At 71.5% G+C, this 23,624-nt stretch carries 19 protein-coding genes; 11 read left to right on the top strand and 8 right to left on the bottom strand.

Going from position 1 to position 23,624, the window contains the following annotated elements; all coding sequences use genetic code 11:
* Nucleotides 1-13: 13 nt before the first annotated feature.
* From HB662_RS23890 to HB662_RS23870, 5 genes are all read left to right on the top strand, one after another.
* The gene (locus HB662_RS23890) at nt 14-1,051 is read left to right on the top strand and encodes a chemotaxis protein CheB (protein ID WP_168053590.1); all 1,038 of its coding nucleotides are present in this window, start codon (nt 14-16) and stop codon (nt 1,049-1,051) included.
* Entirely contained in the window at nt 1,048-2,637 is a 1,590-nt protein-coding gene (locus tag HB662_RS23885; RefSeq protein ID WP_168053588.1) for a response regulator, read from the top strand. The genes HB662_RS23890 and HB662_RS23885 overlap by 4 nt, the downstream gene beginning before the upstream one ends.
* A 22-nt stretch (nt 2,638-2,659) precedes the next feature.
* Nucleotides 2,660-5,377, top strand: a complete 2,718-nt coding sequence (locus HB662_RS29845) for a chemotaxis protein CheA (RefSeq protein WP_168053586.1) — start codon at nt 2,660-2,662, stop codon at nt 5,375-5,377.
* 127 nt (nt 5,378-5,504) lie between these two features.
* Nucleotides 5,505-6,074: a fasciclin domain-containing protein gene (locus tag HB662_RS23875; protein WP_168053584.1), complete on the top strand. Its 570-nt coding sequence runs from the start codon at nt 5,505-5,507 to the stop codon at nt 6,072-6,074.
* Nucleotides 6,075-6,345: 271 nt separating this feature from the next.
* The gene (locus HB662_RS23870) at nt 6,346-7,005 is read left to right on the top strand and encodes a hypothetical protein (protein ID WP_168053582.1); all 660 of its coding nucleotides are present in this window, start codon (nt 6,346-6,348) and stop codon (nt 7,003-7,005) included.
* A gap of 37 nt (nt 7,006-7,042) precedes the next feature.
* On the opposite strand, the gene HB662_RS23865 is transcribed toward HB662_RS23870, so the two are convergent.
* Nucleotides 7,043-7,873: an amidohydrolase family protein gene (locus HB662_RS23865; RefSeq protein WP_168053580.1), complete on the bottom strand. Its 831-nt coding sequence runs from the start codon at nt 7,871-7,873 to the stop codon at nt 7,043-7,045.
* A 98-nt stretch (nt 7,874-7,971) separates the two neighbouring features.
* Between HB662_RS23865 and HB662_RS23860 the strand changes: the two genes are divergently transcribed.
* Nucleotides 7,972-8,922 carry a tripartite tricarboxylate transporter substrate binding protein gene (locus HB662_RS23860; protein WP_168053578.1) on the top strand — a complete coding sequence of 317 codons (951 nt, stop codon included), beginning with the start codon at nt 7,972-7,974 and terminating at the stop codon, nt 8,920-8,922.
* Nucleotides 8,923-8,958: 36 nt separating this feature from the next.
* Here the strand turns inward: HB662_RS23860 and HB662_RS30000 are convergent, their stop codons facing one another.
* Both HB662_RS30000 and HB662_RS23850 read right to left on the bottom strand, forming a co-directional pair.
* Nucleotides 8,959-10,140 carry a PP2C family protein-serine/threonine phosphatase gene (locus HB662_RS30000; RefSeq protein ID WP_342449578.1) on the bottom strand — a complete coding sequence of 394 codons (1,182 nt, stop codon included), beginning with the start codon at nt 10,138-10,140 and terminating at the stop codon, nt 8,959-8,961.
* Nucleotides 10,137-11,828, bottom strand: a complete 1,692-nt coding sequence (locus HB662_RS23850; RefSeq protein ID WP_168053576.1) for a methyl-accepting chemotaxis protein — start codon at nt 11,826-11,828, stop codon at nt 10,137-10,139. Before HB662_RS23850 ends, HB662_RS30000 begins: the two co-directional genes overlap by 4 nt.
* A 176-nt stretch (nt 11,829-12,004) precedes the next feature.
* On the opposite strand from HB662_RS23850, the gene HB662_RS23845 reads away from it, so the two are divergent.
* From HB662_RS23845 to HB662_RS29830, 4 genes are all read left to right on the top strand, one after another.
* A complete protein-coding gene (locus tag HB662_RS23845; RefSeq protein ID WP_168053574.1) occupies nt 12,005-12,712 on the top strand; it encodes an RraA family protein in 708 nt (235 codons plus the stop codon).
* Nucleotides 12,709-13,095 (top strand): hypothetical protein, encoded by a 387-nt coding sequence (locus HB662_RS23840; protein ID WP_168053572.1) that lies wholly within the window; start codon nt 12,709-12,711, stop codon nt 13,093-13,095. Before HB662_RS23845 ends, HB662_RS23840 begins: the two co-directional genes overlap by 4 nt.
* A 4-nt stretch (nt 13,096-13,099) precedes the next feature.
* The gene (locus HB662_RS23835; protein WP_168053570.1) at nt 13,100-13,543 is read left to right on the top strand and encodes an acyl-CoA thioesterase; all 444 of its coding nucleotides are present in this window, start codon (nt 13,100-13,102) and stop codon (nt 13,541-13,543) included.
* A 373-nt stretch (nt 13,544-13,916) separates the two neighbouring features.
* Nucleotides 13,917-16,031: a putative bifunctional diguanylate cyclase/phosphodiesterase gene (locus HB662_RS29830; protein WP_168053568.1), complete on the top strand. Its 2,115-nt coding sequence runs from the start codon at nt 13,917-13,919 to the stop codon at nt 16,029-16,031.
* 46 nt (nt 16,032-16,077) lie between these two features.
* On the opposite strand, the gene HB662_RS23825 is transcribed toward HB662_RS29830, so the two are convergent.
* From HB662_RS23825 to HB662_RS23805, 5 genes are read right to left on the bottom strand one after another with little or no spacing between them, the layout of a single operon-like run.
* Entirely contained in the window at nt 16,078-17,943 is a 1,866-nt protein-coding gene (locus HB662_RS23825) for an ABC transporter ATP-binding protein (protein WP_245185857.1), read from the bottom strand.
* Nucleotides 17,940-18,830, bottom strand: coding sequence for a DMT family transporter (locus HB662_RS23820; RefSeq protein WP_342449577.1), 891 nt, complete (start codon nt 18,828-18,830; stop codon nt 17,940-17,942). Before HB662_RS23820 ends, HB662_RS23825 begins: the two co-directional genes overlap by 4 nt.
* A 22-nt stretch (nt 18,831-18,852) precedes the next feature.
* A complete protein-coding gene (locus HB662_RS23815; protein WP_168053566.1) occupies nt 18,853-20,463 on the bottom strand; it encodes an amidohydrolase in 1,611 nt (536 codons plus the stop codon).
* Nucleotides 20,464-20,465: 2 nt separating this feature from the next.
* The gene (locus HB662_RS23810; RefSeq protein WP_168053564.1) at nt 20,466-21,011 is read right to left on the bottom strand and encodes a hypothetical protein; all 546 of its coding nucleotides are present in this window, start codon (nt 21,009-21,011) and stop codon (nt 20,466-20,468) included.
* 44 nt (nt 21,012-21,055) lie between these two features.
* Nucleotides 21,056-22,378: an NAD(P)/FAD-dependent oxidoreductase gene (locus tag HB662_RS23805; protein WP_168053562.1), complete on the bottom strand. Its 1,323-nt coding sequence runs from the start codon at nt 22,376-22,378 to the stop codon at nt 21,056-21,058.
* 106 nt (nt 22,379-22,484) lie between these two features.
* On the opposite strand from HB662_RS23805, the gene HB662_RS23800 reads away from it, so the two are divergent.
* Nucleotides 22,485-23,591, top strand: a complete 1,107-nt coding sequence (locus tag HB662_RS23800; RefSeq protein WP_168053560.1) for an extracellular solute-binding protein — start codon at nt 22,485-22,487, stop codon at nt 23,589-23,591.
* The last annotated feature ends 33 nt before the right edge of the window (nt 23,592-23,624 follow it).

The following is a 23,624-nucleotide window of genomic DNA, read 5'->3' as shown; positions in this document are numbered from 1 at the left end:
CGGAGGCGGGACGATGATCCGCGTGCTGGTGGTGGACGACAGCGGCTTCATGCGGATGGCCCTGCGCCGCATCATCGAGGCGGATGGCGACCTCAAGGTGGTGGGCGAGGCCGCGGATGGCGAGGCGGCGCTGGAACAGGCGGCAAAGCTGCGCCCGGACGTCATCGCCATGGATGTGGAGATGCCGAAGCTCGATGGGCTGGAGGCGACGCGGCGGATCATGGCGCTGCCCGATCCGCCGGCGGTGCTGATGGTCAGCCACCACACCAGCGACGGATCGGCCACCGCGCTGGCGGCACTGGATCGCGGGGCGGTGGATTACCTCTGCAAGGATGGCGACCTCGGCGGGGTGGACCTGTCCATGCTGGACCGCGAATTGCGCGGCCGGCTGCGGCACTGGGCCGGGCAGCGCGCGGCAGTGCGGCCGGCGGCGCGTGGCGCGGCGCCGGTGCGGGTGGTGCGGGCTGCGGGCGGCTGCGACGTGGTGGTGCTCGGCGCCTCCACCGGCGGCCCGGATGCGCTGGCGGCCTTCCTGTCCGCCGCCGGGCGGTTGCCGGTGCCCTGCGTGGTGGCGCAGCACATGCCGGCCGAGCTGGCGCCGGACCTGGCGCAGCACCTGGCGCGGCTGTCCGGCGTGCCGGTCGGCGTCGGCCGTGCCGGGCAGCGGCTGATGTCCGGCGAGGTCACCGTGATCCCGGGCGGGACGGATGGGCACCTGGCGCGCGGTGCGGGGGTGGAGGGGGGGTTGGTATTGCGGCTCGCGGTCGGCGCCGCGGCGGTGCATCCTTCCGTGGACCTACTGTTCCAGTCGGCGGCGCTGGTGGCGGAGCGGGCGCTCGGCGTGGTGCTGACGGGCATGGGGCGGGACGGGCTGCTGGGGGCGCGGGCGATGCAGGACAGGGGAATGCCGGTGCTGGCCCAGACCGTCGCGAGCTGCGTGGTCGGCGGCATGCCGGGCTCCGTCATCGAGGCCGGGCTCGCCATCGAGACCGCGGACCCCGCCGGCCTCGGCCGCCGCGTCGCGGCGCTGGTGCGGGAGAAGGTGGCATGATGCCGTCCGATGGGCGTAGCGCCGAAGGGCGCGAAGCGCTGAATCGGCCGGTGGGCAACAATCCGTCCGATGGGCGTAGCGCCGAAGGGCGCGAAGCCCTGAATCGGCCGGTGGACCACAATCCGTCCGATGGGCGTAGCGCCGAAGGGCGCGAAGCGCTGAATCGGCCGGTGGACCACAATCCTGCCGATGGGCGCAGCGCCGCAGGGCGGGAAGCCCTGAATCGGCCAGCCAGCCAGGGCACCCTGGACCGCGACCTGCTGGACGCCTTCGTGCCGGAATTCGAAGCCGAGGCGGTGCGGCTTGCCATGGTGCGGGATGCCGCGGCGGCCGGCCGGGCGCTCGACCAGCTTCGGGCCATGGCGGCCGCGCTTGGCGCGCCGTCGCTGGCCACGCTGGTGGACCGCACGGCGCAGAGGCTGGACCCGCTGGACTGGCCCGCCCTGCATGCGGGGGCGGAGGCGCTGGCGCGGCAGGCGGTGGCGATCGGCGCTGCCGGCACCGATCTGCCATTGGCGCAGCCTGCAGCGGCGCAGCCTGAACCCGAACTGGCCGCACCGCCCGCCGCGCTGGTGGACCGCGAGATGCTGGAGGCCTTCGCCCCCGAATTCGCCACCGCCTGCGACCGGCTGGCCAAGGCCAGCGATGCGGCCGCGGCAGGGCGGGCGCTGGATGGGCTGCGCGCCATGGCGGGCGCGGTGGAGCTCACCTCCTTGCTGCGGCTGCTGGAGCCGGCCGCCGGGCTGCTCGACCCCTTCGATGCCGCCGCGCTGCATGCATTGGCGGCGAGGCTGCGGGAGCAGGCCGCGCGCATCGTCGCGGCCGGCGCCGATGTCGCGCCGCCCGAGCCGGAGCCGGTCCCTGATGTTGCGGCGCCGGTTGCTGCGGCATTGGATGCCGAGCTGCTGGCCGCCTTCACGCCCGAATTCGCCGCCGCCTGCACCCGGCTGGCCACCGCCCCGGATGCCGCCATGGCGGCGCGGGCGACGGAGGCGCTGCGCGGCATGGCGGCCTCGTTTGGCCTGGCCTCGCTGGGCGCGATGCTGGCGGATGCGCCGCCCGATGATCCGGCCGCGCTGCCCGGCCTGGCCGCCGCGCTGGTCGGCCACGCCGCGGCCATTGCCGCGGCGGGCCACGACCTGCCGCCTCCCGATTCCCTGCCTGCCGGACGTCGCCGCGTGCTGGTGGTGGATGACAGCGCCATGATGCGCCGCCTGGTGCGGGAGGCACTGGCGCTGGATGCGGATTTCGAGGTGGTGGGCGAAGCGGCGGACGGCATCCAGGCGCTGGCCGCGATGCAGCGCCTGGCGCCCGACCTGACGATGCTGGACATCGAGATGCCGGAACTGGACGGGCTGGGCGTGCTGCGGCGCTGGGCACTGGAAGGCGGCGGCGCGGTGGTGATCGTTTCCTCGGCCGCGCGGCCGGGCTCCGCCACCGCGGTGACGGCGCGGCGGCTCGGCGCGGCGGGCATTGTCGGCAAGCCTTCCGGCGCGCTCAGCCCGGATTTGCGGGAACGCCAGGGCGTGGCGCTGCTGCGAACCGCGCGGCGCGCCGCCGGCCTGCCGGTGGAGGCTGGGCGGTGAGTGGGCCAGCGGGAGTCCTGCGATGATTGAGGACGAGGCGCTCTGGCAGGAATTCGCCGGTGAGTCGGAGGACCACCTGGATGCGATCGACCGCATCCTGTCCGCCGGCCAGTCGGACCGTGCGGCGGTGGACCGGCTGTTCCGCGCCTTCCACTCGCTGAAGGGCATGTCCGATGCGCTCGGCGCGCCAGGCATGAAGCATGTTGCGCACAGGGCGGAGGATCTGCTCGGCCTGGCGCGTAACGGCCGCCTGGCGGTGCAGGGCGCGGTGGCCGAGGGGCTGCTGGCCGCGGTGGACACGCTGCGCCGCCAGCGCGCGACGGTGCTGGAGGCGCATCGCGACGTGCCCGCCCCGGCCGAACTGCTGGCGCGCCTGGCCGCCCTGGCCGAGGGCGATGCGGCGCGCGCCGCGCCGAAGCCCGTGTCGCCACGCATATCGGCACCCATACCGGCACCCACGCCGCCACCGCCCATGCTGGGCGCCGGCGCGGCTTTGATGGGTGCGCTCGCCTCCCGCTTCCTGTCCGCCGCCCCGCTGATGGCGGGCCTCGCGCAGGACCGCAGGGCGGATGCGGTGCGGGAGGCGACGGAACTGGCCGAGGCGGCGCGGATGCTGCGCCTCGCCCGGCTGGCGGAGGCGGTGGAGCGCCTGGCCGCCGCGGCCGGCGGGCCGGCGGCGCTGCCGGCGCTGGGCGCGCTGCGGCGCAGCCTGGCCCTGCTGGAGGAGGCGGCCGGCGAACCGGCCGGCGCCGTGCTGCTGGCCGGGCCGCCGGGCGGCGAATCGGTGGCGCTCGGCCCGCGCCTGGCGGCGCTCGCCCTGCAGCTTGAGGCAGCGCTGGCCGGCGGCGATGCCACCGCCGCGATGTCGGGCGCGATGGAAGCGGCGGAGGTCGCCGCCGCCTTCGGCCTGGAGGGGCTGGAGCATTTTCTGCTGGCGCTGGCGGATCTGGCGGATCGCGCCGCGGACCCGGATGCGGCGGCACTGCTGGCAGCGCAGGGCCCGGCGCTGGTGGAGCGGCTTCGCATCGCGGCGGAAGGCGGGCTGGCGGCGCTGCGCGCGGTGCCGGACTCGTTGCCCGGCGCGGAACCGACCGATCCGCGCATCCCCCCTGGCTTCGCCGGATTGCTCGGCGCCGAGGGCCGCCGGCGCGTGGTGGCGGCGGTCGAGGGGGGGCGGCTGCTGGTGCGGCTGCGGCTGGCGATCGGCCTGCCGGCGGAGCAGGAGGCCGCCATCGCCGCCGCCCTGGCCGCCGAGGCGGAGGTGCTGACGAGCCGCACGGTGCTGGATGGCCAGCCGCCGCATCTCGACATGCTGCTGGCCGGCCCGGCGGAGTTCGAGGCGCTGTCCCGTGCGCTGACCGCCGCCGACCCGGCCGGCAGCGCCATCCTGGACCTGGCCCCGGCGGAGACCGGCCCGGCGCCCGACACCCGGCCGGCCCGCGGCGCGCCGGTGACCATGCGGGTGCGGCAGGAGACGATCGACCAGATCATCACGCTGGAGACGGAGGTGCGCGCCGCCGCCCTGGCGCTGGCGGAGGCGCTGGATGATGGCGGCGCGGCGGAGGCGCTGGCCACGCTCGGCGCGCTGGAACGCCGCCTGCCCGGTGGCGCGGCACGGGAACTGGGCGGCGCGCTGGCCCGGCTGCGGCAGTTGCAGGAAACCCTGGAACGCAGCGAAAGCCGCCTCGCCACCGGCATGCGCCGGCTGGATGATGCGGTGATGGAGCTGCGCGTGGTGCCGGTGGGCACGCTGTTCGGCCGCCTGCCGCGCGTGGTGCGCGCCGTCGCCCAGGCCTCGGCGCGGGAGGTCGAGCTGGTGATGGAGGGCGAGGACGTCACCATCGACCGCAGCCTGGTCGAATTGCTGGCCGACCCGCTGCTGCACCTGACCCGCAACGCCGTGGACCATGGCATCGAGCCGCCGGAGGCGCGGGAGGCGGCGGGCAAGCCGCGCCGCGGCCAGCTTCGCGTCTCCGCCGCGCGCCGTACCGGCCAGGTCTGGGTACGGGTATCCGAGGATGGCCGTGGCATCGACCGCGACCGGGTGCTGGCCCGTGCAATGGCGCGCGGACTGGTCTCCGCCGAACAGGCCGCGCAGATGGGGGAGGAGGAGGTCTTCGCCCTGCTGTTCCGGCCCGGCTTTTCCACCGCCGAGACGGTGACCGAGACCTCCGGCCGCGGGGTCGGGCTGGATGTGGTGCAGGACGCGATCCGCCGCGCCGGCGGCACGGTGGAGGTTGCAAGCCAGCCGGGGCAGGGCACCAGCTTCACCCTGCGCCTGCCGCTGACCGCCGCGGTGCAGCCGGTGTTGCTGGTGGAGGCCGCCGGCCACCCCTATGCGCTGCCTGCCGCGCGGGTGGAGGCGGTGCTGGAAGCCGGCAGCGCCGCCGGCTGCGACGTGCTGTCGCTGGCCGCGCTGCTCGGCGCCGGTCCGGCACTGGCGCCAGCAGGTGGGGCAGGGGGTGGCCACGGGGGCGTTTCGGGCGGGGCCAGCCCGGGGGCCACGGCGGGGGCCACGGCGGGGGCCACGGCGGGGGCCATCGTGATCGTGAAGTCGGGTGGGCGCAGCTTTGGCCTGGCGGTGGACCGGGTGCAGAAGCGTACCGATCTGCTGCTGCGCCCGCTGCATCCGGCGCTTGCCGTGCTGCCGGGAATCGGCGGCGTGGGGGTTCTGGGCAATGGCGAGCCGGTATTGGTTCTGGAACCGGATGGGTTCGCGCCGGAGGTGGCGCCAGGGTGACTGGCGGCCTGCCGCGGGGGTGCTGGACGCTGTCGCGCGCCAAGGCTAAGGCCGGACTTACGCGCCGTCAGGGCGACTCGCCCCGGCCCGAAGAATGGCCGCTCGATACTTGTGGAAGGACTTGCCCGTGATTGCCCGACGCCACGCCATCGGTGCCGGCGGCCTCGCGCTGCTGCTGGCCGCCTGCCAGAACGTCGTCCCCCAGCGTGCCTTGCCGGAAGACGGTACGATCGACCTGCTGACGCTGCTGCGCGGCAAGCCGGAGCATCGCCGCTTCGCCAACGCCCTGGCGGTTGCCGGAGCCACGCCGCGGCTCGGCCTCCGCAGTGGCGCGGTGACGCTGTTCGCGCCGGTGAATGAGGGCTTCGACGGCCTGCCCGCCCCGGTGCTGGCGCTGCTGGACAACCCGCCCGGCAGCCCGACCGAGGCGCAGCGCGCGCTGGTGCAGCCCATCGTCTTCGCCAACGCCGCCTTCGGCCTGCTGCGCTTCCAGGATATCGCGGCGCGGCGCAACACGGTGGTGACCTGGGATCGCGCCCGCCTCCAGGTGCGGCCGACCGGCGGCCGCACCGCGACGCTGGCGCGGGAAGGCGTGACCCCGGTCGCCGGCCGCGCCCCGGTGACCATCACGCGCGGCGACGTGCTGGCCTCGGATGGCGTGTTCCATGTGACCAACGCGCCGGTCCTGCCGGGCTGACCGTCCCGGCGCCGGCCCTGAGCCAGCGTCCCGCAAGCCTTCCCAGCCGACGCAGCAGGCTGGGGAGGAGCATGCCATGCCCCAGCGCGCCAAGCCGCGCGCGCAACCCAGGGTCGGTATAGGTTACAACCCTGCGGGGTCTCCGGGATTCGTATCGCCAAGATATTGAACCCACTCGCAGAATTTTCTGGCACCCGACTTGCTGAAGCACCCGCGCGGCGTCGTCTCGACCCGCGCCGGACCCGGTCCGGCTCTCCAGGAGAGTGGACAGATGAGAATGAAACTGGCGGCGGCCCTCGGGCTGATGGCGACGATCGCGTTGCCGTTGAGTGCCGGGGCGACCGTGATCAACTTCGACGACCAGGGGATCACCGGCCCCTCGACCTTCGCCGCGGCGAGCCCCAGCCCGCAGACGATTGTCGTGCCGACCGCGGACGGCAACGTCACCTTCGAGGGCGGCGTCGTCCTGGCCAACACTACGGCACTGCCGGCGAACCAGACCTCGCTCTATGGCACCGCCTATTTCGGCAACGGGTTGAGCAACCCGATCACGCTGACCTTCGAGAACGCGATCACCAACTTCCTGATCGACGTGGTCAACGGCCTGACAACGCCGATCGAGTACACGGTGGCCGACAATCTCGGCAATTCCTCGACCTTCACGCTGCCGTCCAATGCCGCCGGCGGCATCACCACGATCGGCTTCGCGGCGGCCGGCACGGTGGTGACGGTCAGCAGCGTCACCGCGCCGACCAATATCTTCGACTTCTTCGTCGACAACATCACCTTCAACGTGCCGATCGAATGCGGCCCGGATGGCTGCACGACGCCGCCGGTGGCGGTTCCGGTACCTGCGGCGCTGCCGATCTTCGCCATGGGCCTGCTCGGGCTCGGGCTGGTGCAGCGGCGCCGCGGCCAGTCCGCGGCCTGACCGATGGCGGTGGCCCGCTTCGGCGGGCCGCCGCGCTTCAGAAATCGTAGAGGCGCGCCGGGTTGTCCACCAGCACGGCGCGCCAGGTGGCCTCATCCGGCACCCAGTCGGCCAGCAGGGCGAGCAGCGCGGCGACGTCCGGCTTCGGCTCCGGCGCATTGGGGTGTGGCCAGTTCGAGCCCCACACCACGCGGCCCGGCGCCGCCGCGATCAGGCTGCGGGCCAGCGCCGCGACATCGGCGTAATCCGGCGGCCCGCTGCGCGAGGTGCCGTAGGGGGATGAGGCCTTGAGCCACACCTTCCCGGTCTCCAGCAGCCGCAGCAGGGCTCGCATCGGCGCGGCATCGGGCGCCACGGGGGTTTCGAAGCGGCCGATATGGTCGATCACGACGGGGCAGGGCAGGTCGCGGATCAGCGCCTCGCGTTGCTCCATCTCGCCGCCGTCGAACTGCAACTGCACGTGCCAGCCGAGCGGCGCGACATGCGCCGCCAGGTCATGCAGCCTTTCCCATGGCACCAGCCCGCCCTTCAGCAGGAAGGCGCGGGCGCCGCGGGCGCCCAGCGCGTGCAGGCGGTGCAGTTCCGCCACCGGTGTCTCCGGCGTCACCACCACCACGGCGCGGGCCTCGCCGAGGGCGGCCACCGCATCCAGCGTGCAGGCATTGTCGGCGCCATAGGCGGTGGGCTGCACCACCACGGTCCGCCCCATCCCGACCCGCTGGCGCAGCGCCGCATAGGCCGCCAGGTCATAGGCGAACGGCACCGGGGAGGGGTTGGTGGGGGCCACGGGGTAGCGGGATTCGGGGCCATAGATGTGCATGTGGCAATCGGTGGTCGCGGCGGGCACGGCGAAGCGGGGGCGGGTCATGGCGTCTCCTTTGTCCGCAGCGAAGCCTCCGGCCCGCCGGTTGTCCACTGGCCGCGACCGACATAGGTTGACCGCAACAACCATCGAGGGAGGACGCCATGCTGCGTCGCAGAACGATTCTGGCGGGGGCCGCGGGCCTCGGATTGGCGCGTGGCGCGCAGGCGGCGTGGGAGCCGAGCCGGCCGGTGCAGCTCATCGTCGGCTTCGCGCCGGGCGGCGGCGCGGACCTCGCCGGGCGCGCCATCGCGGAGGCGTCCTCCCGCTTCTTCCCGGCCCCGCTGGTGGTGCTGAACCGGCCGGGTGCCGGCGGCGCGATCGCCGCGCAGCATGTGGCGGGGCTGCCGCCGGACGGGCTGAACCTGCTGGTCGGCGGCGGCAGCGAGAGTACCTCCCTGCCGGCCTTCCGCGAACTGCCCTATGACCCGAAGCGGTCCTTCCGTTCCATCATCCGGCTGACCCGCCAGCCGCTGGTCATCGTCGCCAAGAAGGGCAGCCGGTTCACCGACATCGCCTCCGTCGTCGCCGCGGCCAAGCGGGACCCGGGCGGCGTGCCGCATGCCTCCTCCGGCATCGGCTCGATCTACCATGCGGTCTTCGTGCTGTTCTCGAAGGCGGCGGGGATCGAGCTGCTGCACGTGCCGTTCAGCGGCGGCGCACCTTCGCTGCAGGCGCTGCTGTCCGGCACCGTGCAGCTGGCGGTGCTGGCGCCGGAGGAGATGGCCGGGCTGCTGCAGGCCGGTGAGGTGACGCCGCTGGCGGTCGCGTCCGAGGAGCGGCTGGCACTGATGCCGCAGGTGCCGACCCTGCGCGAATCCGGCTTCGACGTGGTGGTGGAGAATATGAAGGGCCTCAGCGCCCCGGCGGGCCTGTCGGACGAGGCAGCGGCCTCGCTGCATGACCGCTTCCGGCAGGGCATGCAGCAGCCGGCCTGGAAGACCTTCCTGGAGCGCACCGGCGCGATGGATGGCTACCTGGACGGGCCAGGCTTCCAGGCCGCGATGGATGGGGTGCTGGACGCGCTGCGGCGCAACCTGCCGCCGCCGGCCTGAATGACGAAGCTCCCCCGTCCCGGCGGGGGAGCGCCTTCAGCTGCCGTAGCGCAGCGCCAGCGCTGTGATGTCATCGGCCTGCGGCGCGCCATCGGCGAAGGCGGTAACGGCGCGCAGCACGGCCTCGACCAGCGCGCGCGGGTCTGTGCCGGCGCCGGCCAGCGCGTCTTCCAGTCGCTGCCGGCCGAAGAAGCCGCCCTTGTCGTCCTCCGCCTCCGACACGCCGTCGGAGTAGCAGAACATCGTCTCGCCCGGCGCAAGCTGGAAGGCGTCCGAGCTGTAGGAGATGCCCTCCATCACGCCGAGCGCGGGCTGGCGGCGCGGCTTCTCCAGCAGGCGTGGCGCCGTGCCGGCGGCGACCAGCAGCGGAATGTCGTGCCCCGCCACGGCGATGCGGCCGGCGCCGGTGGTGCCATCGATCACGCCGAGCACCACGGTGACGAAGGTCTGGCTTTCATTCTCCGCCGCCAGGTCGTCGTTGGTCATGGCGAGGATCGCGCCGGGGTCCGGCGCGGCATCCTTCGGCGCCAGGCGCTTCGCCGCGGCGCGCATCAGGCCCAGGGTGCGCGCCATGGTCAGCCCGGCCGGCGCGCCCTTGCCGGAAACGTCGGCCACGGCGAACAGCATGTGCTTCGCATCCAGCCGCAGGCAGTCATACAGGTCGCCGCCCACCTGGCGGGCCGGCACCATGGCGGCATGCACGGCCAGCGCCCCGGTCGCGGCGGCCGCGAAGTCGCGTGGCACCAGCGAAAGCTGCGCGGCGCGAGCCGATTCCAGTTCCGCCTCCAGCGCCGCGAGCCGGGCATCGGCCAGGTCGCGCAGGCGCTTCTTCTCCAGCACTGCGCCCAGGCGGGCCTTGAGCAGCGGCGGGTCGAAGGATTTCGGCAGGTAGTCCTCGGCGCCCAGTTCGATGCAGCGGACGATCTTGTCCATCTCCGTCAGCGCGGAGATGACGATGACCGGCGGCGCGGCGCCGCGCGCCACGCGCAACTGTTCCAGCACGCCGATGCCGTCCAGGTTCGGCATCTCGAGGTCGAGCAGCATGATGTCGAAGCGCGCCTTCTCCAGCGCCGCCAGCCCCTGCAGCCCGTCCTCGGCCATCGTCACGTTGGGGTAGCCGAGTTCGGCGAGGCGGCGCTTCAGCACCAGGCGGTTGAAGCTGCTGTCATCGACGATGAGGATCGCGACATCCTCGCCGTGCTGGATCGTCTCGCTCACGCTTTCTTCCCTCGATCGGAGGCCCCACGGTCTGAAGCCCCACGGTCTGAAGCCATGGCCTCCACCACGCTGCGGGTTTCGGCGGCCAGCTTGGACAGGTCGATCATGGTGACCGTGATCTCCTCCGCCGCCGTCGCGTTGGACTGGCCGATGCGGGACAGGGTGCTGACGCGCTCGGTGATGGAGGTGACGGTGGCCTGCTGTTCCTCCATCGCCACCGCGATGGCGCCGGCCAGGCGGGCAGATTCGGTGACCAGGGTCTCCAGCTCGTCCATCGCCTCGCCCACCGCGGCGGCGGTGCCGCTGCCTTCGCGGGTGCGGCGGCCGGCGACGAGAACGACGTCGGCGATTTCCTGCGCCAGGGTCTCGCTGCTGGCGGCGAGCGCGCGCACTTCCTCCGCCACCACCGCCAGGCCGCGGCCATGTTCGCCGGCGCGGGCGGCCTCGATGGCGGCGTTGATCGCCAGGATGTTGGTCTGGGTGGCGATCTTGGCGATGGTGCCGGCGATGCGGGTGACGCGCTCGGTATCCTCGGCGACCGCATCGACCAGCTCGATCAGGCTACGCAGCTTCACCAGGTTGGTGGCGAGCAGGGTCTTCGATTCATCGGCGCGGTCGCTGCTGTCCTGCGTCGTGCGGTTCACCTCGCGCACCGCATCCTGAGTTTGGCCGAGCGCTTCCTCCACCTGGCGCAGCTCCGCCAGCTGGGTCATCGCGCCATCCGAGACCTGGCTGATGGCGTCGGATGCCTGGGTGGTGGCGACGGCGGTGCGCCGGGCGTTTTCCAGCGCGGTTTCCGTCAGGTTGCGGGCGGCGACCAGGTTGTCGCGGAACACCAGCACGGCGCGCGCCATGTCGCCCACCTGGTCGGTGCGGTCCGCCCCCGGCACCGTGGTCTCCACCGCGCCGCGCGACAGGCTGACCATGGCCATGGCGAGGCGCGACAGCGGCCGCGCCAGTAGCCGCACCAGCACCACCCAGACCAGCGCGCAGCCCACCAGCCCGGCGGCGGCGGCGGCGATGACGATGGTGCGCGCCTGCTGTTCGAGCTGCCGCGCGGCCTCCAGCGATTCATCGGAGCTGCGCTTCACCTCGGTTCGCGCCGCGGTGGCCACGCGGTTGAAGGCGGAGGCGAAGTCCAGCCATTCCTCATGCAGCGGGCCGAACATCGGGCGCTGCCGCGCGGCGAAGGCGGCGCGCACCTGTTCGGTGAAATCGGGCAGGCGGCGGGCCATGTCGATGCCACCGCCGAGCACGATGGGGTCGAGCTGCGGGCCCAGGATCTCCACCATGCGGTCGAAGGATTCGCCGATCAGCACGCCGTTGCGGACCATGCGCTGCGCGCTTGGCCCCGGCTGCAGCACGCCGGCGATGACGCTGGCGAAGGCGGAGGAGAAATCCGCCACGTTCAGCGCCAGGTCGTCCACCGCCGCATCCGCGTTGCGGTCGCGCAGGCCGAGCTGTTCGATGATCACCACCTGTCGCGCCACGACCACCAATGCGGCGCCGGACAGCAGCCCGACGACCATCACCATGAGCAGGGTGATCAGCCCCGCCCGCACGCCGATGCGGCCCAGCCAGGCGCCGAAGCGGGATGCGCCGGGCCTGGCGGTGCCGGCGCGCAGGCCGGCGGTATGTGGCGGCGCGGCATTGCGCGCGGAACCGGGCGGGGCGGAAACATCCGGCATGGCTCAGCCCTGGTCCTGGGTGGGTGCGAAGCGGCGCATGCGGGATCCGGTGGCCTCGTTTACCTTCCGGTCAGGCTACAGGCCGCGCGGGGCGGCAACAAGCGCGGCCGGTTTGACGTCGGGCGCCGGGCGCCGGATGCTCCCCCCGCGCAGAGACGCAGGAGGAAAATGCGACCATGGCCGAGCATCCGTTCACGCTGGAAGACCTGGAAACGCTGCGGCAGTGGGATACGCCGACAATCTGCAACGCCCTGGAATATGTGGTGCCGGCGCGGCGTGGCCATGGCTTCACGGTGCGGCCGATGGTGGCCGCGGACCGCAAGCTGCCGCCGATCTGCGGCCTGGCCCGCACCGGCACCATTCGCGCTGCCGCGCCCTCCGGCCGGCCGAAGGAGGTGGACCGCAAGATCCGGCTGGGCTGGTACGAATATGTCGAGCGTGCCTCCCTGCCGACCATCGTGGTGCTGCAGGACCTGGACGACACGCCCGGCGTCGGCGCCTTCTGGGGAGAGGTGCATTCGGCGGTGCACAAGGCGCTCGGTGCGCAGGGCGGCGTCACCAATGGCTCGATCCGCGACCTCGACATGCTGGCGCCGGGCTTCCAGCTCATCGCCGGCGTGGTGAATCCGTCTCACGCTTTCGTGCACATGGTGGCCTTCGGGCAGGAGGTCTCCGTGCACGGCATGCATGTGCAGCATGAGGACGTGGTGCATGCCGACCACCACGGCGCCGTGGTCATCCCGCATGACGCGGTGCGCAAGATCCCGGCCGCGATCGAGCTGGGCGCGCGGCGGGAGAAGGTTATCCTGGACCTGTGCAAGGACCCGGATTTCAGCGCCGCCAAGCTGGCCGCGGCAATCGCGCAGGCGGACGAGATCCATTGAGGCGCGCCACCCTGGCGCTGGCGCTGCTGGCCGCCCCGGCCGCCGCCCAGGCGCCGGGGTGGGAAGCGCGGGTGGTGGAGTACGCCCCCGCGCTGCGTGCCTGCCTGGCCACGAAGCCGGAGGCGATGGTGCTGGAGGCCTGGCCCGCCGCGCGCGGGATGACCCTGGCGCGGCTGCTGCTGCCGGACGGGACGCGAGAGGATTGCCTGGCGCACCCGAACGGCATGTTGGTGGAAGGCCGGCGCGCGGTGCCGGAGGAGGAGCGCCGGCCGGGGGAGGGCCTGCGCGCCTTCATGCTGCAACGCCGCTGCGTCGATGCCTGGCGCGTGGTGGATGGTGAAGGGAAGGAACTGGGGTGGCTGGCGTATCCGGGATGCGGGTAGATCGATGCGGGTAGAACTTGGTCGCGTTCGCCCGGAATGGGTGGACCATTACGGTCACATGAACCTGGCCTATTATCTGGTGGTCTTCGACCTCGCCACGGATGCCGTCTGGCCGGAATGGGGCTTGGGGCCGGCGCTGCGGGCGCGGGGCCTCGGCACCTTCGCCGTCGAATCCTGGCAGGGCTACCGGCGGGAGGTGGTGCTGGACGCACCGCTTGCCGCGGAGACGGGGCTGCTGGCCTTCGATACCAAGCGCCTGCTGCTGCGCCACCGGCTGTATCACGCGGCGGAGGGCTTTCTCTCGGCCGAGAACGAGGTTCTGTACCTCTGCGTGGACCTCGCCACCCGCCGTGTCGCGGCCTGGCCGGAGGAGGTGATGGCCCGCTTCGCTGCGGTGCGGATCGCGGAGGAAGCGCCGCAGCGCCTGGCGCTGAAGCGGCGCGAATAGGGACGAAAAAGGCCCTTGCCTGTCGAGCCGGACCGGATGGCAGGCCGGGCCGCCGCCGCGCCGACCGCCATTGCTGCGCTGCGTCAGACCGCCGTGCGGCACTGACGGGCCCGTTCTGCTCCGGCCAAAAGAAAAAGGCTGGCAACGAAACCGCAAGATTCATCATATAAGGACGGTGCGCAGCAGAAACGGTTTCGAGCATGTATACTTTGTTTAGGGCGCGCTGGCCCGCAAACTGCTGCAAGCCGCTCCACACCCCAGTTCAGCCTGGAGCCGGGCTGGGGGGTAGCACGGTCGACTTCGCGGCATTGGCTGCCTCGGAACGCCGAAGGGGCTCGCCGCGTCTGCCGGCGGGTCGCGGAAACCCCGATTGATGGATCGGACGGACGGCGCCGGGGCTCCCGCCGGCAGCGGCCTGCCGCTGGCCTGGCGGGATCAGTCCCATGTGCTGGATCGGCTGGTCACCGCCGTCTGGATCTTCGACATCGACCATTGCCGCGTGGTCTGGGCCAATGCCGCGGCGCTCGATGCCTGGAGTGCGCCCTCGCTGGCAGAATTGCAGGCGCGCGACCTGAAGGCCGACATGTCTCCGGCGGTCGCCCGCCGGCTGCGCCAGTACCAGGGCGACTTCATCAGCCACGACGCCACCTTCACCGAGATATGGACGCTGTATCCGCACAGCGTGCCGCGGCCGCTGGAGGTGCGACTCAGCGGCGCGCTGCTCGATGATGACCGCATGGCGATGCTGTGCGAGGCGCGGGACGAGGCAAGCCTGCAGCCGGAGGCGCTGCGCAGCGCCGATGCGCTGCTGCACACCAAGCTGATGATCTCGCTGCACGACCTCGACGGACGCACCCTGTATTGCAACCCGGCCGCGCGGGCGAGCTTCGACACGCCGCACCAGGACCTGCCGTCGCGCTTCCTGCACCGCCGGGACTATGAGCGGATGATGGAGCAGATCCACAGCGACGCCGAAGCGGGCCTGATCGCCGAGGTGATCTGCGCCGCCGGGCAGCGCTGGCACGAACTGACGGCGCGATCCTGCCATGACCCGGTGTCCGGGCGCCCCTCCATCCTGGTCAGCGAGACGGATGTGACGGAGCTGAAGGAGGCCGAGGCGCTGGCGCAGAGCCGGGCACACCACGACCCGCTGACCGGCCTGCCGAACCGCCTGGCGATGCCGGCGCGATTCGGTGCGCTGGTCCGCAAGGCGGAACAGCGCGGCGCGCGGATCGGCGTGCTGTTCATCGATCTCGACCAGTTCAAGGCGGTGAACGACACGCTCGGCCACCTGCATGGCGACGGCGTGCTGATGGAGGTGGCGCGGCGGCTTTCGGAACTGCGCTGCGAGGATGACGCGGTGATCCGCCTCGGCGGCGACGAATTCCTGTTCCTGGCCACCGAGGGGCCGGAGGAACCGGACCGCGTGGAGGCATTGGCGAAGCGCATCCTGGAACGCCTGGCGCTGCCGGTGCATGGCGAGCGCCGCAAGCTGATGGTGACGCCGAGCGTCGGCATCGCCTGCTTCCCGCATCACGGCACCAACGCCCAGATCCTGATGCAGCGCGCCGACCTTGCCATGTACGAGGCGAAGTCCGGCGGCCGGAACCAGTACCGCTTCTTCGATGAGACCATGCGCAACCAGCGGGAGGAGGAGCTGGAACTGCTGGCGGACCTGCGCGAGGCGCTGCGGGCCGGTCACATCCTGCCCTATTACCAGCCGCGGTATTCGCCCTGCACCCGGCGCGTGGTGGCGGTGGAGGCGCTGGCCCGCTGGATGCATCCGGAACGCGGCCTGATCCTGCCCTCGGAATTCATCCCGCTCTCGGAGAAATCCGGCCTGATCAACCAGATCGGCCTGACCATCCTGGAACAGGCGGTGCGCCAGCGCTGCGAATGGCAGCGGCAGGGCATGGATGTCTCGGTCTCGGTCAATGTCTCCCTGCGGCAGCTCTGCGAGGCGGATTTCGCGGCGACGGTGCAGCGGATCCTGGAAGCCGACGGCTGCGACCCGCGGCGGCTGGAACTGGAAGTGACGGAAACGCTGCTGCTGGAGGAAAATCCGGCCGTCGCCCGCAACCTGGAGAAGGTGCGGCTGCTCGGCATCCGCATCGCGATCGACGATTTCGGCACCGGCTACTCGAATCTCGCCCGGCTCAACGAGATGGCCGTGGATTGCATCAAGATCGACCGCAGCCTGATCCAGGGCCTGCCGCGCAACGAGGAGATCGTCCGGCTGGTGATCGCGATGTGCAACTTCATGCAGGTCACCATCGTCGCGGAAGGCATCGAGACGCTGGCGATGGCCGAATGGGCGCATCGGCACGGCTGCCATGAGCTGCAGGGCTATTTCTACAGCTGCCCGGTGGAAGCCGGGCAGATGGAAGGCCTGCTGCGCGGCGAACCAGGCCTGGCGCAGCCGGCGCGCACCCGTGCCTGGATCGGCGACCAAATCGGGCGCACCCGCATCGTAACCGCGCCGGCCTGACGGAAACCCTGCGCGCCGCCGGCTTGCCGGGACGGCTGGTGCTGGCTCAGCGGTAGCCGGCGGCCTGGAGTTCGAAAAGCTCGGCATAGCGGCCGCCTGCCGCCAGCAGCGCCTCATGCGTGCCTTCCGCCTCCACCCTGCCATCGGCCAGCACCAGGATGCGGTCGGCCATGCGGACGGAGGAGAAGCGGTGCGAGATCAGCACCGCCGTCCGCCGCTCGCTGAGGTCCTTGAAGCGGGCGAAGACCTCGTATTCGGCGCGGGCGTCGAGTGCGGCGGTTGGCTCGTCCAGGATCAGCACCTGGGCCTCCCGCATATAGGCGCGCGCGATGGCCATCTTCTGCCATTCGCCGCCGGATAGCTCGACGCCGTTCTTGAAGCGCTTGCCGATCATCTGGGCGAGGCCGGCGGGCAGGCGGGCGATGACGGCATCCGCCTGGCTGCGCCGGGCCGCGCGTTCGATGCGCGACGTGTCGTCGCGCGCGGCGATGCGGCCGACGGCGATATTGTCCGCGGCCGTCAGGTTGTAGCGCACGAAATCCTGGAAGATCACGCCGATGCCGGCGCGCAGCGCGTCCAGGTCGTAGTCCCGCAGGTCGCGGCCATCCAGCAGGATGCGGCCCTCCACCGGGTCGTAGAGCCGCGTCAGCAGTTTCACCAATGTCGTCTTGCCGGCGCCGTTCTCGCCGACCAGGGCGACGACCTCGCCGGCGTGGAGGGTGAAGGACAGGTGGCGCACGGCCCAGCGCTCGGCGCCGGGATAGCGGAAGCCGACATCCTCGAAGACGAAGCCCTGCTGGATCGGAGTGGGGAAGGGCAGGGGATCGGGTGGGGAAAGGATGCCGGGCTGCACCCGGAAGAAGCTGAACAGGTCGTCAAGGTACAGCGCCTGGCTGGCCGTGGTCGAAAAACCGGTCAGCAGCCCCTCCAGCAATTGCCGCAGCCGCCGAAAAGACCCGGCGAGGAAGGTCAGGTCGCCGACGCTGAAGGCGCCCTCCAGCGTGCGCCAGACGATGAAGGCGAAGGCGAGGTAGTAGCCCACGGTGCCGATCGCGGTCAGCGCGCCGCCCCAGAGGGCGCGCTCTCGCGCCAGGCGCCGGTTGCCGGCGTAGAAGGCGGCGGAGACTTCCGCATAGCGGTCGATCAGGAAGTCGTTCAGGCCGAAGACCTTCACCTCCTTCGCCGTCTCGGCGCTGGCGGCGGTGGCGCGGACGTAATCCAACTCCCGCCGCTCCGGCGCGCGGAAATAGTCCAGCGCATAGCCCTGGGCGTTGAAATGCGCCTCGCCCAGGAAGGCAGGGCCGAGGGCGACGAGCAGCAGCAGGATCAGCCAGGGGGCATAGAAGACCAGGCCGGCGGCGAAGCTGGCGACCGTCACCAGGTCCTGCACCTGGTTGAAGATCTGGCCCATCAGCCCCATCCGGCCGCTGGTCTGGCGGCGGGCGCGGTCGAGCTGGTCCTGGAAGGCGGCATCCTCGAAGCTTTCGAGGTCCAGCGTCGCCGCATGGCGCATCAGCCGGATGGAGGCGTCATTCGCTACCCGCTCCCCCAGCAGCGCATCCACCAGGGTCACCAGCCGGCCGAGCAGGTCACCCAGCACCGCCAGCCCGAATTCCGCGGCGACCAGCGTGGCGAGCCAATCGAGCCGCCCCGACTCCCACCAGACCCAGGGGCTCGCCGGGCGCGGCTGTTCGCCGAGCAGCGCCACCACATCGTCGATGATCAGCTTGCCGATGAACAGCGCCACCACCGGCAGCAGCGCCCGGCACAGCCGCAGCAGAAGGGACGCCGCGGTCAGCCAGGGGCTGGTGCGCCAGACCATGGCGAGGAAGGGCGCCAGGTTGCGCAGCGCGCCCAGCCTTTCCTGGAAGGATTTTGCGACGCGTGGCGGGGGACCGCGCCGGCCGCTCATGCGCGGTTCTCTTCGCGCGGCCCCGCGCGGTTGACGATCACGATGCCGCCGCCGATCAGCAGCAGCGCGCCGAGCAACGCCGGCGTGACGGGCTCCGCCAGGATCAAGGCGGAGAACAGCACACCGAAGGCAGGCGTCAGGAACAGAAAGGGGGCGAGGCGCGAGGCCGGGTGTCGGGCGACCATCCAGAACCAGGCGACGTAGCTGGCAAACGCCACGCCCAGCACCTGGTAGGCCAGCGACCACCAGACCACCGCACTCGGCGCGAATATGCCGGGCTCGCCGAGCGCATAGCCGAGGGGGATGAGCAGGCAGGACACCAGCAGCTGATACAGCAGCGTGCGCTCCGGTGCGATGCAGGTCAGGCGGCTGACCTTGATGGTGGCGATCGTGCCGCCCCAGGCCAGCCCCGCCAGCAGCGCCAGCGCGTCGCCGGCAAGCTGCGCACCGCCCAGCCGGTCCGCGAAGATCAGCGGCGGGCCGCACAGCGCCATCAGCAGGCCGGCGAGCTTGCGCCGCGTCAGCCGGTCATCCGGCAGCAGGAAATGCGTGGCGAGGGTTGCGAAGAAGGGCGCGGTGTAGAGCAGCACGGCGACACGCGCCGCCGTGGTGCGCTCCAGCGCCGCGAAGATTGCCCAGAATTCCAGCGCGAACAGCGCGCCGCAGAGCAGCCCGGCCGGCAGGCTGCCATCCCGCTTCAGCAGCACGACGCCGCGCCACCAGCACCAGGCCAGCACCGGCGGCACCGCCAGGGCGGAGCGCAGCCCGGCCTGGACCAGGGGTGAAATGCCCTCGCCGCCCAGCTTCATCGCCACCTGCGCGAAGCCCCAACTCGCGCAGAGCAGCAGCAGCAGCGCGATGTCGGGCGGATTCAGTCGCGGTGTCACGCCTCGTGGCTCAGCCACGGTATCACGCCTGGTGGCGCAGCACGCCGCCGACGATGGTGGCCTTCACCTGCGTGCCGCCGATGTCCTCCCCGTTCAGAACGTCGCGGTCGAGCACGATGCAGTCGGCCAGCTTGCCGATCTCCAGCGAGCCCTTCTCGGCTTCCTCCCGCTGCGCCCAGGCACCGAGGGTGGTGTAGGCGCGCAGCGCTTCCAGCGGCGTGATCGCCTGGCTCGCGTCGAGGTCCGCGCCGGTGCTGGTACGGCGGGTGACCATGGCGGCCAGCGCGGTCCAGGGGGAGACGCGGCAGACGGCGAAATCCGAATGGCCCGGCGCCGGCACCCCGGCATCGATCAGCGCGCGGTGCGGCCACATGTGGCGCATGGCGTCCTGGCCGCGATTGGCGACATAGGCTTCCCCCAATTCATCCATGAAGCCGGTGGCGGAACTGTCGACGAAGCCGCCGCGCTTCAACCTTGCCAGGATGGGCGGCGTGACGAAGCAGCAATGCTCCACCCGCATCCGGTGATCCGCCACGGGATGCGCGGCGAGTGCGGCCTCCATCACATCGAGTGCGAAATCGATGCCGCGGTCGCCGACGCCCTCGATCATCACCTGCAGCCCGGCGGCATGGGCCGCCGTGGCGCGCTGGGTCAGATCCTCCTTCTCATACAGCAGCATGCCGGTATTCGGCACCGGCTCCCCCGGCACCGGCGTGCCGAGATACGGCTCCCAATAGGCGGCGGTGCGACCGCTGGTGGAGCAATCGGGACACCACTCGACGCCAATCAATCGGAGAAAATCGTCGCCGAAGCCGGATTGGATGCCGGCGCCGATCAGCGCCGGGATCAGCGGTTCGTCGCGGCCGGAGGCGATGATGCCCATGCGCATGCGCCACAGGCCCTCCCGCCGCATGCGCTGATAGGCGCGGATCGCCTTGGTCGGCGTCAGGGAATTGGCGACGGAGGTGATGCCGGCGGCGAGGCACTGGTCCTGCACCTGCTCCATGCCCTCGGCGATATCGGCCTCGCTGTCCTGGCCGTGCACGGCGTTGAGGAAGACATGCGCCGCCGTCTCCCGCACCAGGCCGGTGAAGCCGCCATCGGGCAGGCGGTCGAAGCGGCCGAAGGCGGGGCCGGGGGTTTCGCGCGTGACGCCGCAGGCGGCGAAGGCGGCGGAATTGGCCAGGCCGAGGTGGCCATCAGTGCGCAGGATAAAGACCGGCCGGCCGAGGCTGGCCGCATCCAGCTCCGCCAGCGTCGGATAGCCGCCACTGGCGCGTTCGTTCAGTCGGTAGAAGGCGCACCATTGGCCGGGCGCCGCCTTCTCGCAGCGGGCGCGGATGCGCGACAGCAGCGCATCGCGTGTCGCCACATGGTCGGGCGAAACCAGCGTCCAGGCGCGCAGCCGTAGCGCATAGGCATCCGGATGCGCGTGGCTGTCGACGATGCCGGGCAGCACGCGGGCGCCTTCGGCATCCAGGATGGTGGTGCCGGGGCCGGCGAGGTCGCGCAGGCCAGCATCGCCGAGCGCCACGATGCGGCCGTTGACCGCGGCAAGCGCCGTGCATTCGCTGCCGGCCGCATCAAGGGTGGCGATGCGGCCGTTGAGCAGCAGGAAATCCACGCAGGCCATGGTCAGCGGGCTTCGGTCCGGGCAGGGATGTCGCCGAGCATCCAGGCGGCCTCGCCCGCCAGCGCCTCCGCAACCTCGCCCCGCAGGGTCCAGCAATACTGGCTGCCGCGGGTGTCCCCGGCCTCGCCATCGGCCAGCGTCCAACTCCAGACCGGCTTCTGGTCGGAGGCGCGCAGCGGCGGGACGTAGCCCACATCCTCCGCCACGATCCGGCCGAGCTGCCCGAACCGCAGATTGGCCGCCTCATGGCCCGCGAAGCCGGCGGCGGCGGCAAGCTGCGTGGCGGTCAGGCCCGCCGGCGCCTGGCGCAGGGCCTGCAGCATGCGGCGATGCGCCGGCGTCACCTTGTCCCGGTGCGCGGCGAAGGCCGCGGCGATCTCCTGGCCGGTCGGGATGGAATCGCGGCGATCGGCCAGCGAGGCCGCGTCGCGCGCGTCCAGCGCCTCCCGCACCACGCGGATCGCCTCGGCAACGGTCGCCGCGCTGGATGGCGGCAGCGCCTTCTGGCCATGGAAGGGCTGCGCCCGAGCGCCCTTGGCGACCATCATGGCGCGGATCCTGTAGCGGCCGTGAACAACTTCCTGCACGGGATTCATGCGGCCATCCTGTCGATCTGGTCGCGCAGCCGATACCAGCCGCCGACGAAGGGAAGAAACCAGGGCGTGCCGGAATAGGTCGGCCTGGTCGGGAAGTTCAGCCCGTCCAACGCGAATCGCTCATTCGCCGCGCCGGCCAGTTTCAGCGCCACATTGTGACCGAGCCAGGTGGCCATGGCGACGCCGCTGCCCTGGCACCCGGCGGCGAAGTGAACACCATCCTGTACGCCGATATGCGGCAGGTAGTCGAAGGTGAAGGCGACATAGCCGGTCCAGGCATGGGTGATCCGTGTCCGTGCCAGCTCGGGGAATGTCGCCGTCATGTAGCCATGCAGCGTCGGGGCGGATTGTTCTGCCGTCGCCGCGCGGAAGCTGGCGCGTCCGCCCCACAATACGCGCTTGCCGTCCGGCGAGGGCCGGAAATAGTTCAGCACGCGCTTGCTGTCGCTGATCATGCGGCGGCCGGGGAACAGCCGGTCCATCGTTTCCGGCGGCAATTCCTCGGTCGCGATGATGTAGGAGTTCAGCGGGATCAGGCGGCGCGCCAGCCAGGGCAGGGCAGTGCCGCGCGGATCCTTGCTGTAGCCATTGGTGGCGACCAGCACGGCATCGGCGCGCAGCTCGCCCTTGTCGGTCGCCAGCCGGAAGCCGCTGCCTTCCTGCTTCACGCCGGAGACGCGCACGCCATCCACCAGCCGCGCGCCCGCACCTTCCGCCGCGGCGGCGAGGCCACGCGCATATTTGCCCGGATGCAGGCTGCCGGTGGCCGCGGCGGCCATGCCGCCATGGTAGTGGTCGCTGCCCAGGAATTCGCGCTGGCGCGACTTCGGCACCATCTCCGTCGGCAGGCCGGTGACCTGGGCGATCCACTCCGCCCGGCCTTCCATCGCGCGGTAGTGGCCCTTCGACCAGGCGCCCATGTAGCGGCCGCAGCGGACATAGTCGCAGTCGATGCCCTCCCGCGCGATGGTCTCCTCGATGAAGGGGAAGGACGCCGCCGCGGCTTCCGTGATGCGCTGCGCCTGGTCCGCGCCATAGGTCTGCGCCAGCCTGGTGGAAGCCACCTTCAGCCCGCCCGAGACCATGCCCCCGTTGCGGGAGGATGCGCCCCAGCCGATCCGCTCCGCATCCAGCACCGTGACCTGATGCCCCAGCCGGCGCAGCGTCAGCGCGGCGGACAGCCCGGCATAACCGCCGCCGACGATGGCGACCGCGGTGTGGTCCGGCAGGGTATTGTCGCGCGCCGAGGGCTCGGCCGCTTCCCACCACCAGGGGCGTGCCTTGAAGCCGGGCGCGAAAATCGGATGAAGATCAGACATTGCCGTGGCGCGCGTCCCGCTGTTCACTTGCTCCCGGCGAGGTTCCTGCCGGAGACGCTCCGGATCAAGGGACCAATCGGGGGCTTCAACAAAAAGGGGATTTCGTATGCAAACCTTCCAGCAGGACTGCGTCGAATTGGCGCTGGAGAAGTTTCGCCGTGGCGAAGTGAGCCGGCGCGGGCTGATGGCCGGCCTCGCGGCGCTGGGCGCGGCGAGCGCGCTGCCAGATGCGGCGCGGGCCCAGGCGGCGCAGCAGCTTGTGATGGTGAACTGGGGCGGTATCGCCAACCAGGGCTTCGGCAATTTCTACGGCAAGCCCTTTGCCGATGCGAACCCGGGCGTGACCGTGGTGCAGGACAGCACCGGGCCTTCCGCCGGTCGCATCCGGTCCATGGTCGAATCCGGGCGCGTGACCTGGGACCTCTGCGACAGCTCCGCCACCACATCCTACCTGCTGGGCGGGCGCGGCCTGCTGAACCCCATCGACTACAACGTGGTGGACCGCAACAACGTCATCGGTCCGACCTTCGCGCTGGAACATGGCGCCGCGCCGTATTCGTTCAGCAACGTGCTGGTCTATGACAGCAGCAAGTTCCAGACGGCACCGACCGGCTGGGCGGATTTCTGGGACCTGCAGAAATTCCCCGGCACGCGCCTGCTGCGTCGCGATGCCGCCGGCGCGCTGGACGTGGCGCAGCTTTCGCTCGGCAAGAGCCCGGACAACCTGTATCCGCTCGACCTTCGCGCCTGCCTGGCGCGCGTGCGTGAAATCCGGCGCAGCCTGGTGTTCTGGACCAGCGGTTCGGAATCCGAGCAGTTCATCCGCACCGGCGAGGCGGTGATGGGCATGCTGTGGCACACCCGCGCCAAGGTGCTGGAGACGGAAAGCAACGGCCGCTTCAAGTTCATCTGGAACCAGGGCATCCTGCAGCCCGGCATCTTCGTCAGCCCGAAGGGCAACCCCGGCGGCGCGCTGGCGCAGAAGCTGCTGGCCTCCATGCTGGACAACGCCGCGGGGCAGGTGGATCTGCTGAAGCTCATGGGCAATGGCCCGACCAACCCGAAGGCCGCGGCGCTCGTGCCGGAGGAATTCAAGAAGTACAACCCGACAGAGCCGGCCAATGCGCGGGTGCAGGTGCCGCAGGATGGCCGCTGGTGGGGGCAGAATTATGCCCAGGCCAACGCGGACTATATCGACATGGTCACCGGCTGAGGGCATTTTTGCTGCGGCGCGGCATGACCGCGC

The organism is Falsiroseomonas frigidaquae, from assembly GCF_012163145.1.
Lineage (GTDB): Bacteria > Pseudomonadota > Alphaproteobacteria > Acetobacterales > Acetobacteraceae > Falsiroseomonas > Falsiroseomonas frigidaquae.
This window is presented reverse-complemented; position numbering and strand designations above follow the sequence as displayed.

What these genes read in the sequence shown, in the direction of transcription:
- HB662_RS23865 (WP_168053580.1), bottom strand. Translation starts at nt 7,873, where the DNA reads ATGACCCGCCCCCGCTTCGCCGTGCCCGCCGCGACCACCGATTGCCAC.
- HB662_RS29845 (WP_168053586.1), top strand. Translation starts at nt 2,660, where the DNA reads ATGATTGAGGACGAGGCGCTCTGGCAGGAATTCGCCGGTGAGTCGGAG.
- HB662_RS23810 (WP_168053564.1), bottom strand. Translation starts at nt 21,011, where the DNA reads ATGATGGTCGCCAAGGGCGCTCGGGCGCAGCCCTTCCATGGCCAGAAG.
- HB662_RS23835 (WP_168053570.1), top strand. Translation starts at nt 13,100, where the DNA reads ATGCGGGTAGAACTTGGTCGCGTTCGCCCGGAATGGGTGGACCATTAC.
- HB662_RS23860 (WP_168053578.1), top strand. Translation starts at nt 7,972, where the DNA reads ATGCTGCGTCGCAGAACGATTCTGGCGGGGGCCGCGGGCCTCGGATTG.
- HB662_RS23890 (WP_168053590.1), top strand. Translation starts at nt 14, where the DNA reads ATGATCCGCGTGCTGGTGGTGGACGACAGCGGCTTCATGCGGATGGCC.
- HB662_RS23800 (WP_168053560.1), top strand. Translation starts at nt 22,485, where the DNA reads ATGCAAACCTTCCAGCAGGACTGCGTCGAATTGGCGCTGGAGAAGTTT.
- HB662_RS23815 (WP_168053566.1), bottom strand. Translation starts at nt 20,463, where the DNA reads ATGGCCTGCGTGGATTTCCTGCTGCTCAACGGCCGCATCGCCACCCTT.
- HB662_RS29830 (WP_168053568.1), top strand. Translation starts at nt 13,917, where the DNA reads ATGGATCGGACGGACGGCGCCGGGGCTCCCGCCGGCAGCGGCCTGCCG.
- HB662_RS23885 (WP_168053588.1), top strand. Translation starts at nt 1,048, where the DNA reads ATGATGCCGTCCGATGGGCGTAGCGCCGAAGGGCGCGAAGCGCTGAAT.
- HB662_RS23870 (WP_168053582.1), top strand. Translation starts at nt 6,346, where the DNA reads ATGAGAATGAAACTGGCGGCGGCCCTCGGGCTGATGGCGACGATCGCG.
- HB662_RS23825 (WP_245185857.1), bottom strand. Translation starts at nt 17,943, where the DNA reads ATGAGCGGCCGGCGCGGTCCCCCGCCACGCGTCGCAAAATCCTTCCAG.
- HB662_RS23850 (WP_168053576.1), bottom strand. Translation starts at nt 11,828, where the DNA reads ATGCCGGATGTTTCCGCCCCGCCCGGTTCCGCGCGCAATGCCGCGCCG.
- HB662_RS23845 (WP_168053574.1), top strand. Translation starts at nt 12,005, where the DNA reads ATGGCCGAGCATCCGTTCACGCTGGAAGACCTGGAAACGCTGCGGCAG.
- HB662_RS23805 (WP_168053562.1), bottom strand. Translation starts at nt 22,378, where the DNA reads ATGTCTGATCTTCATCCGATTTTCGCGCCCGGCTTCAAGGCACGCCCC.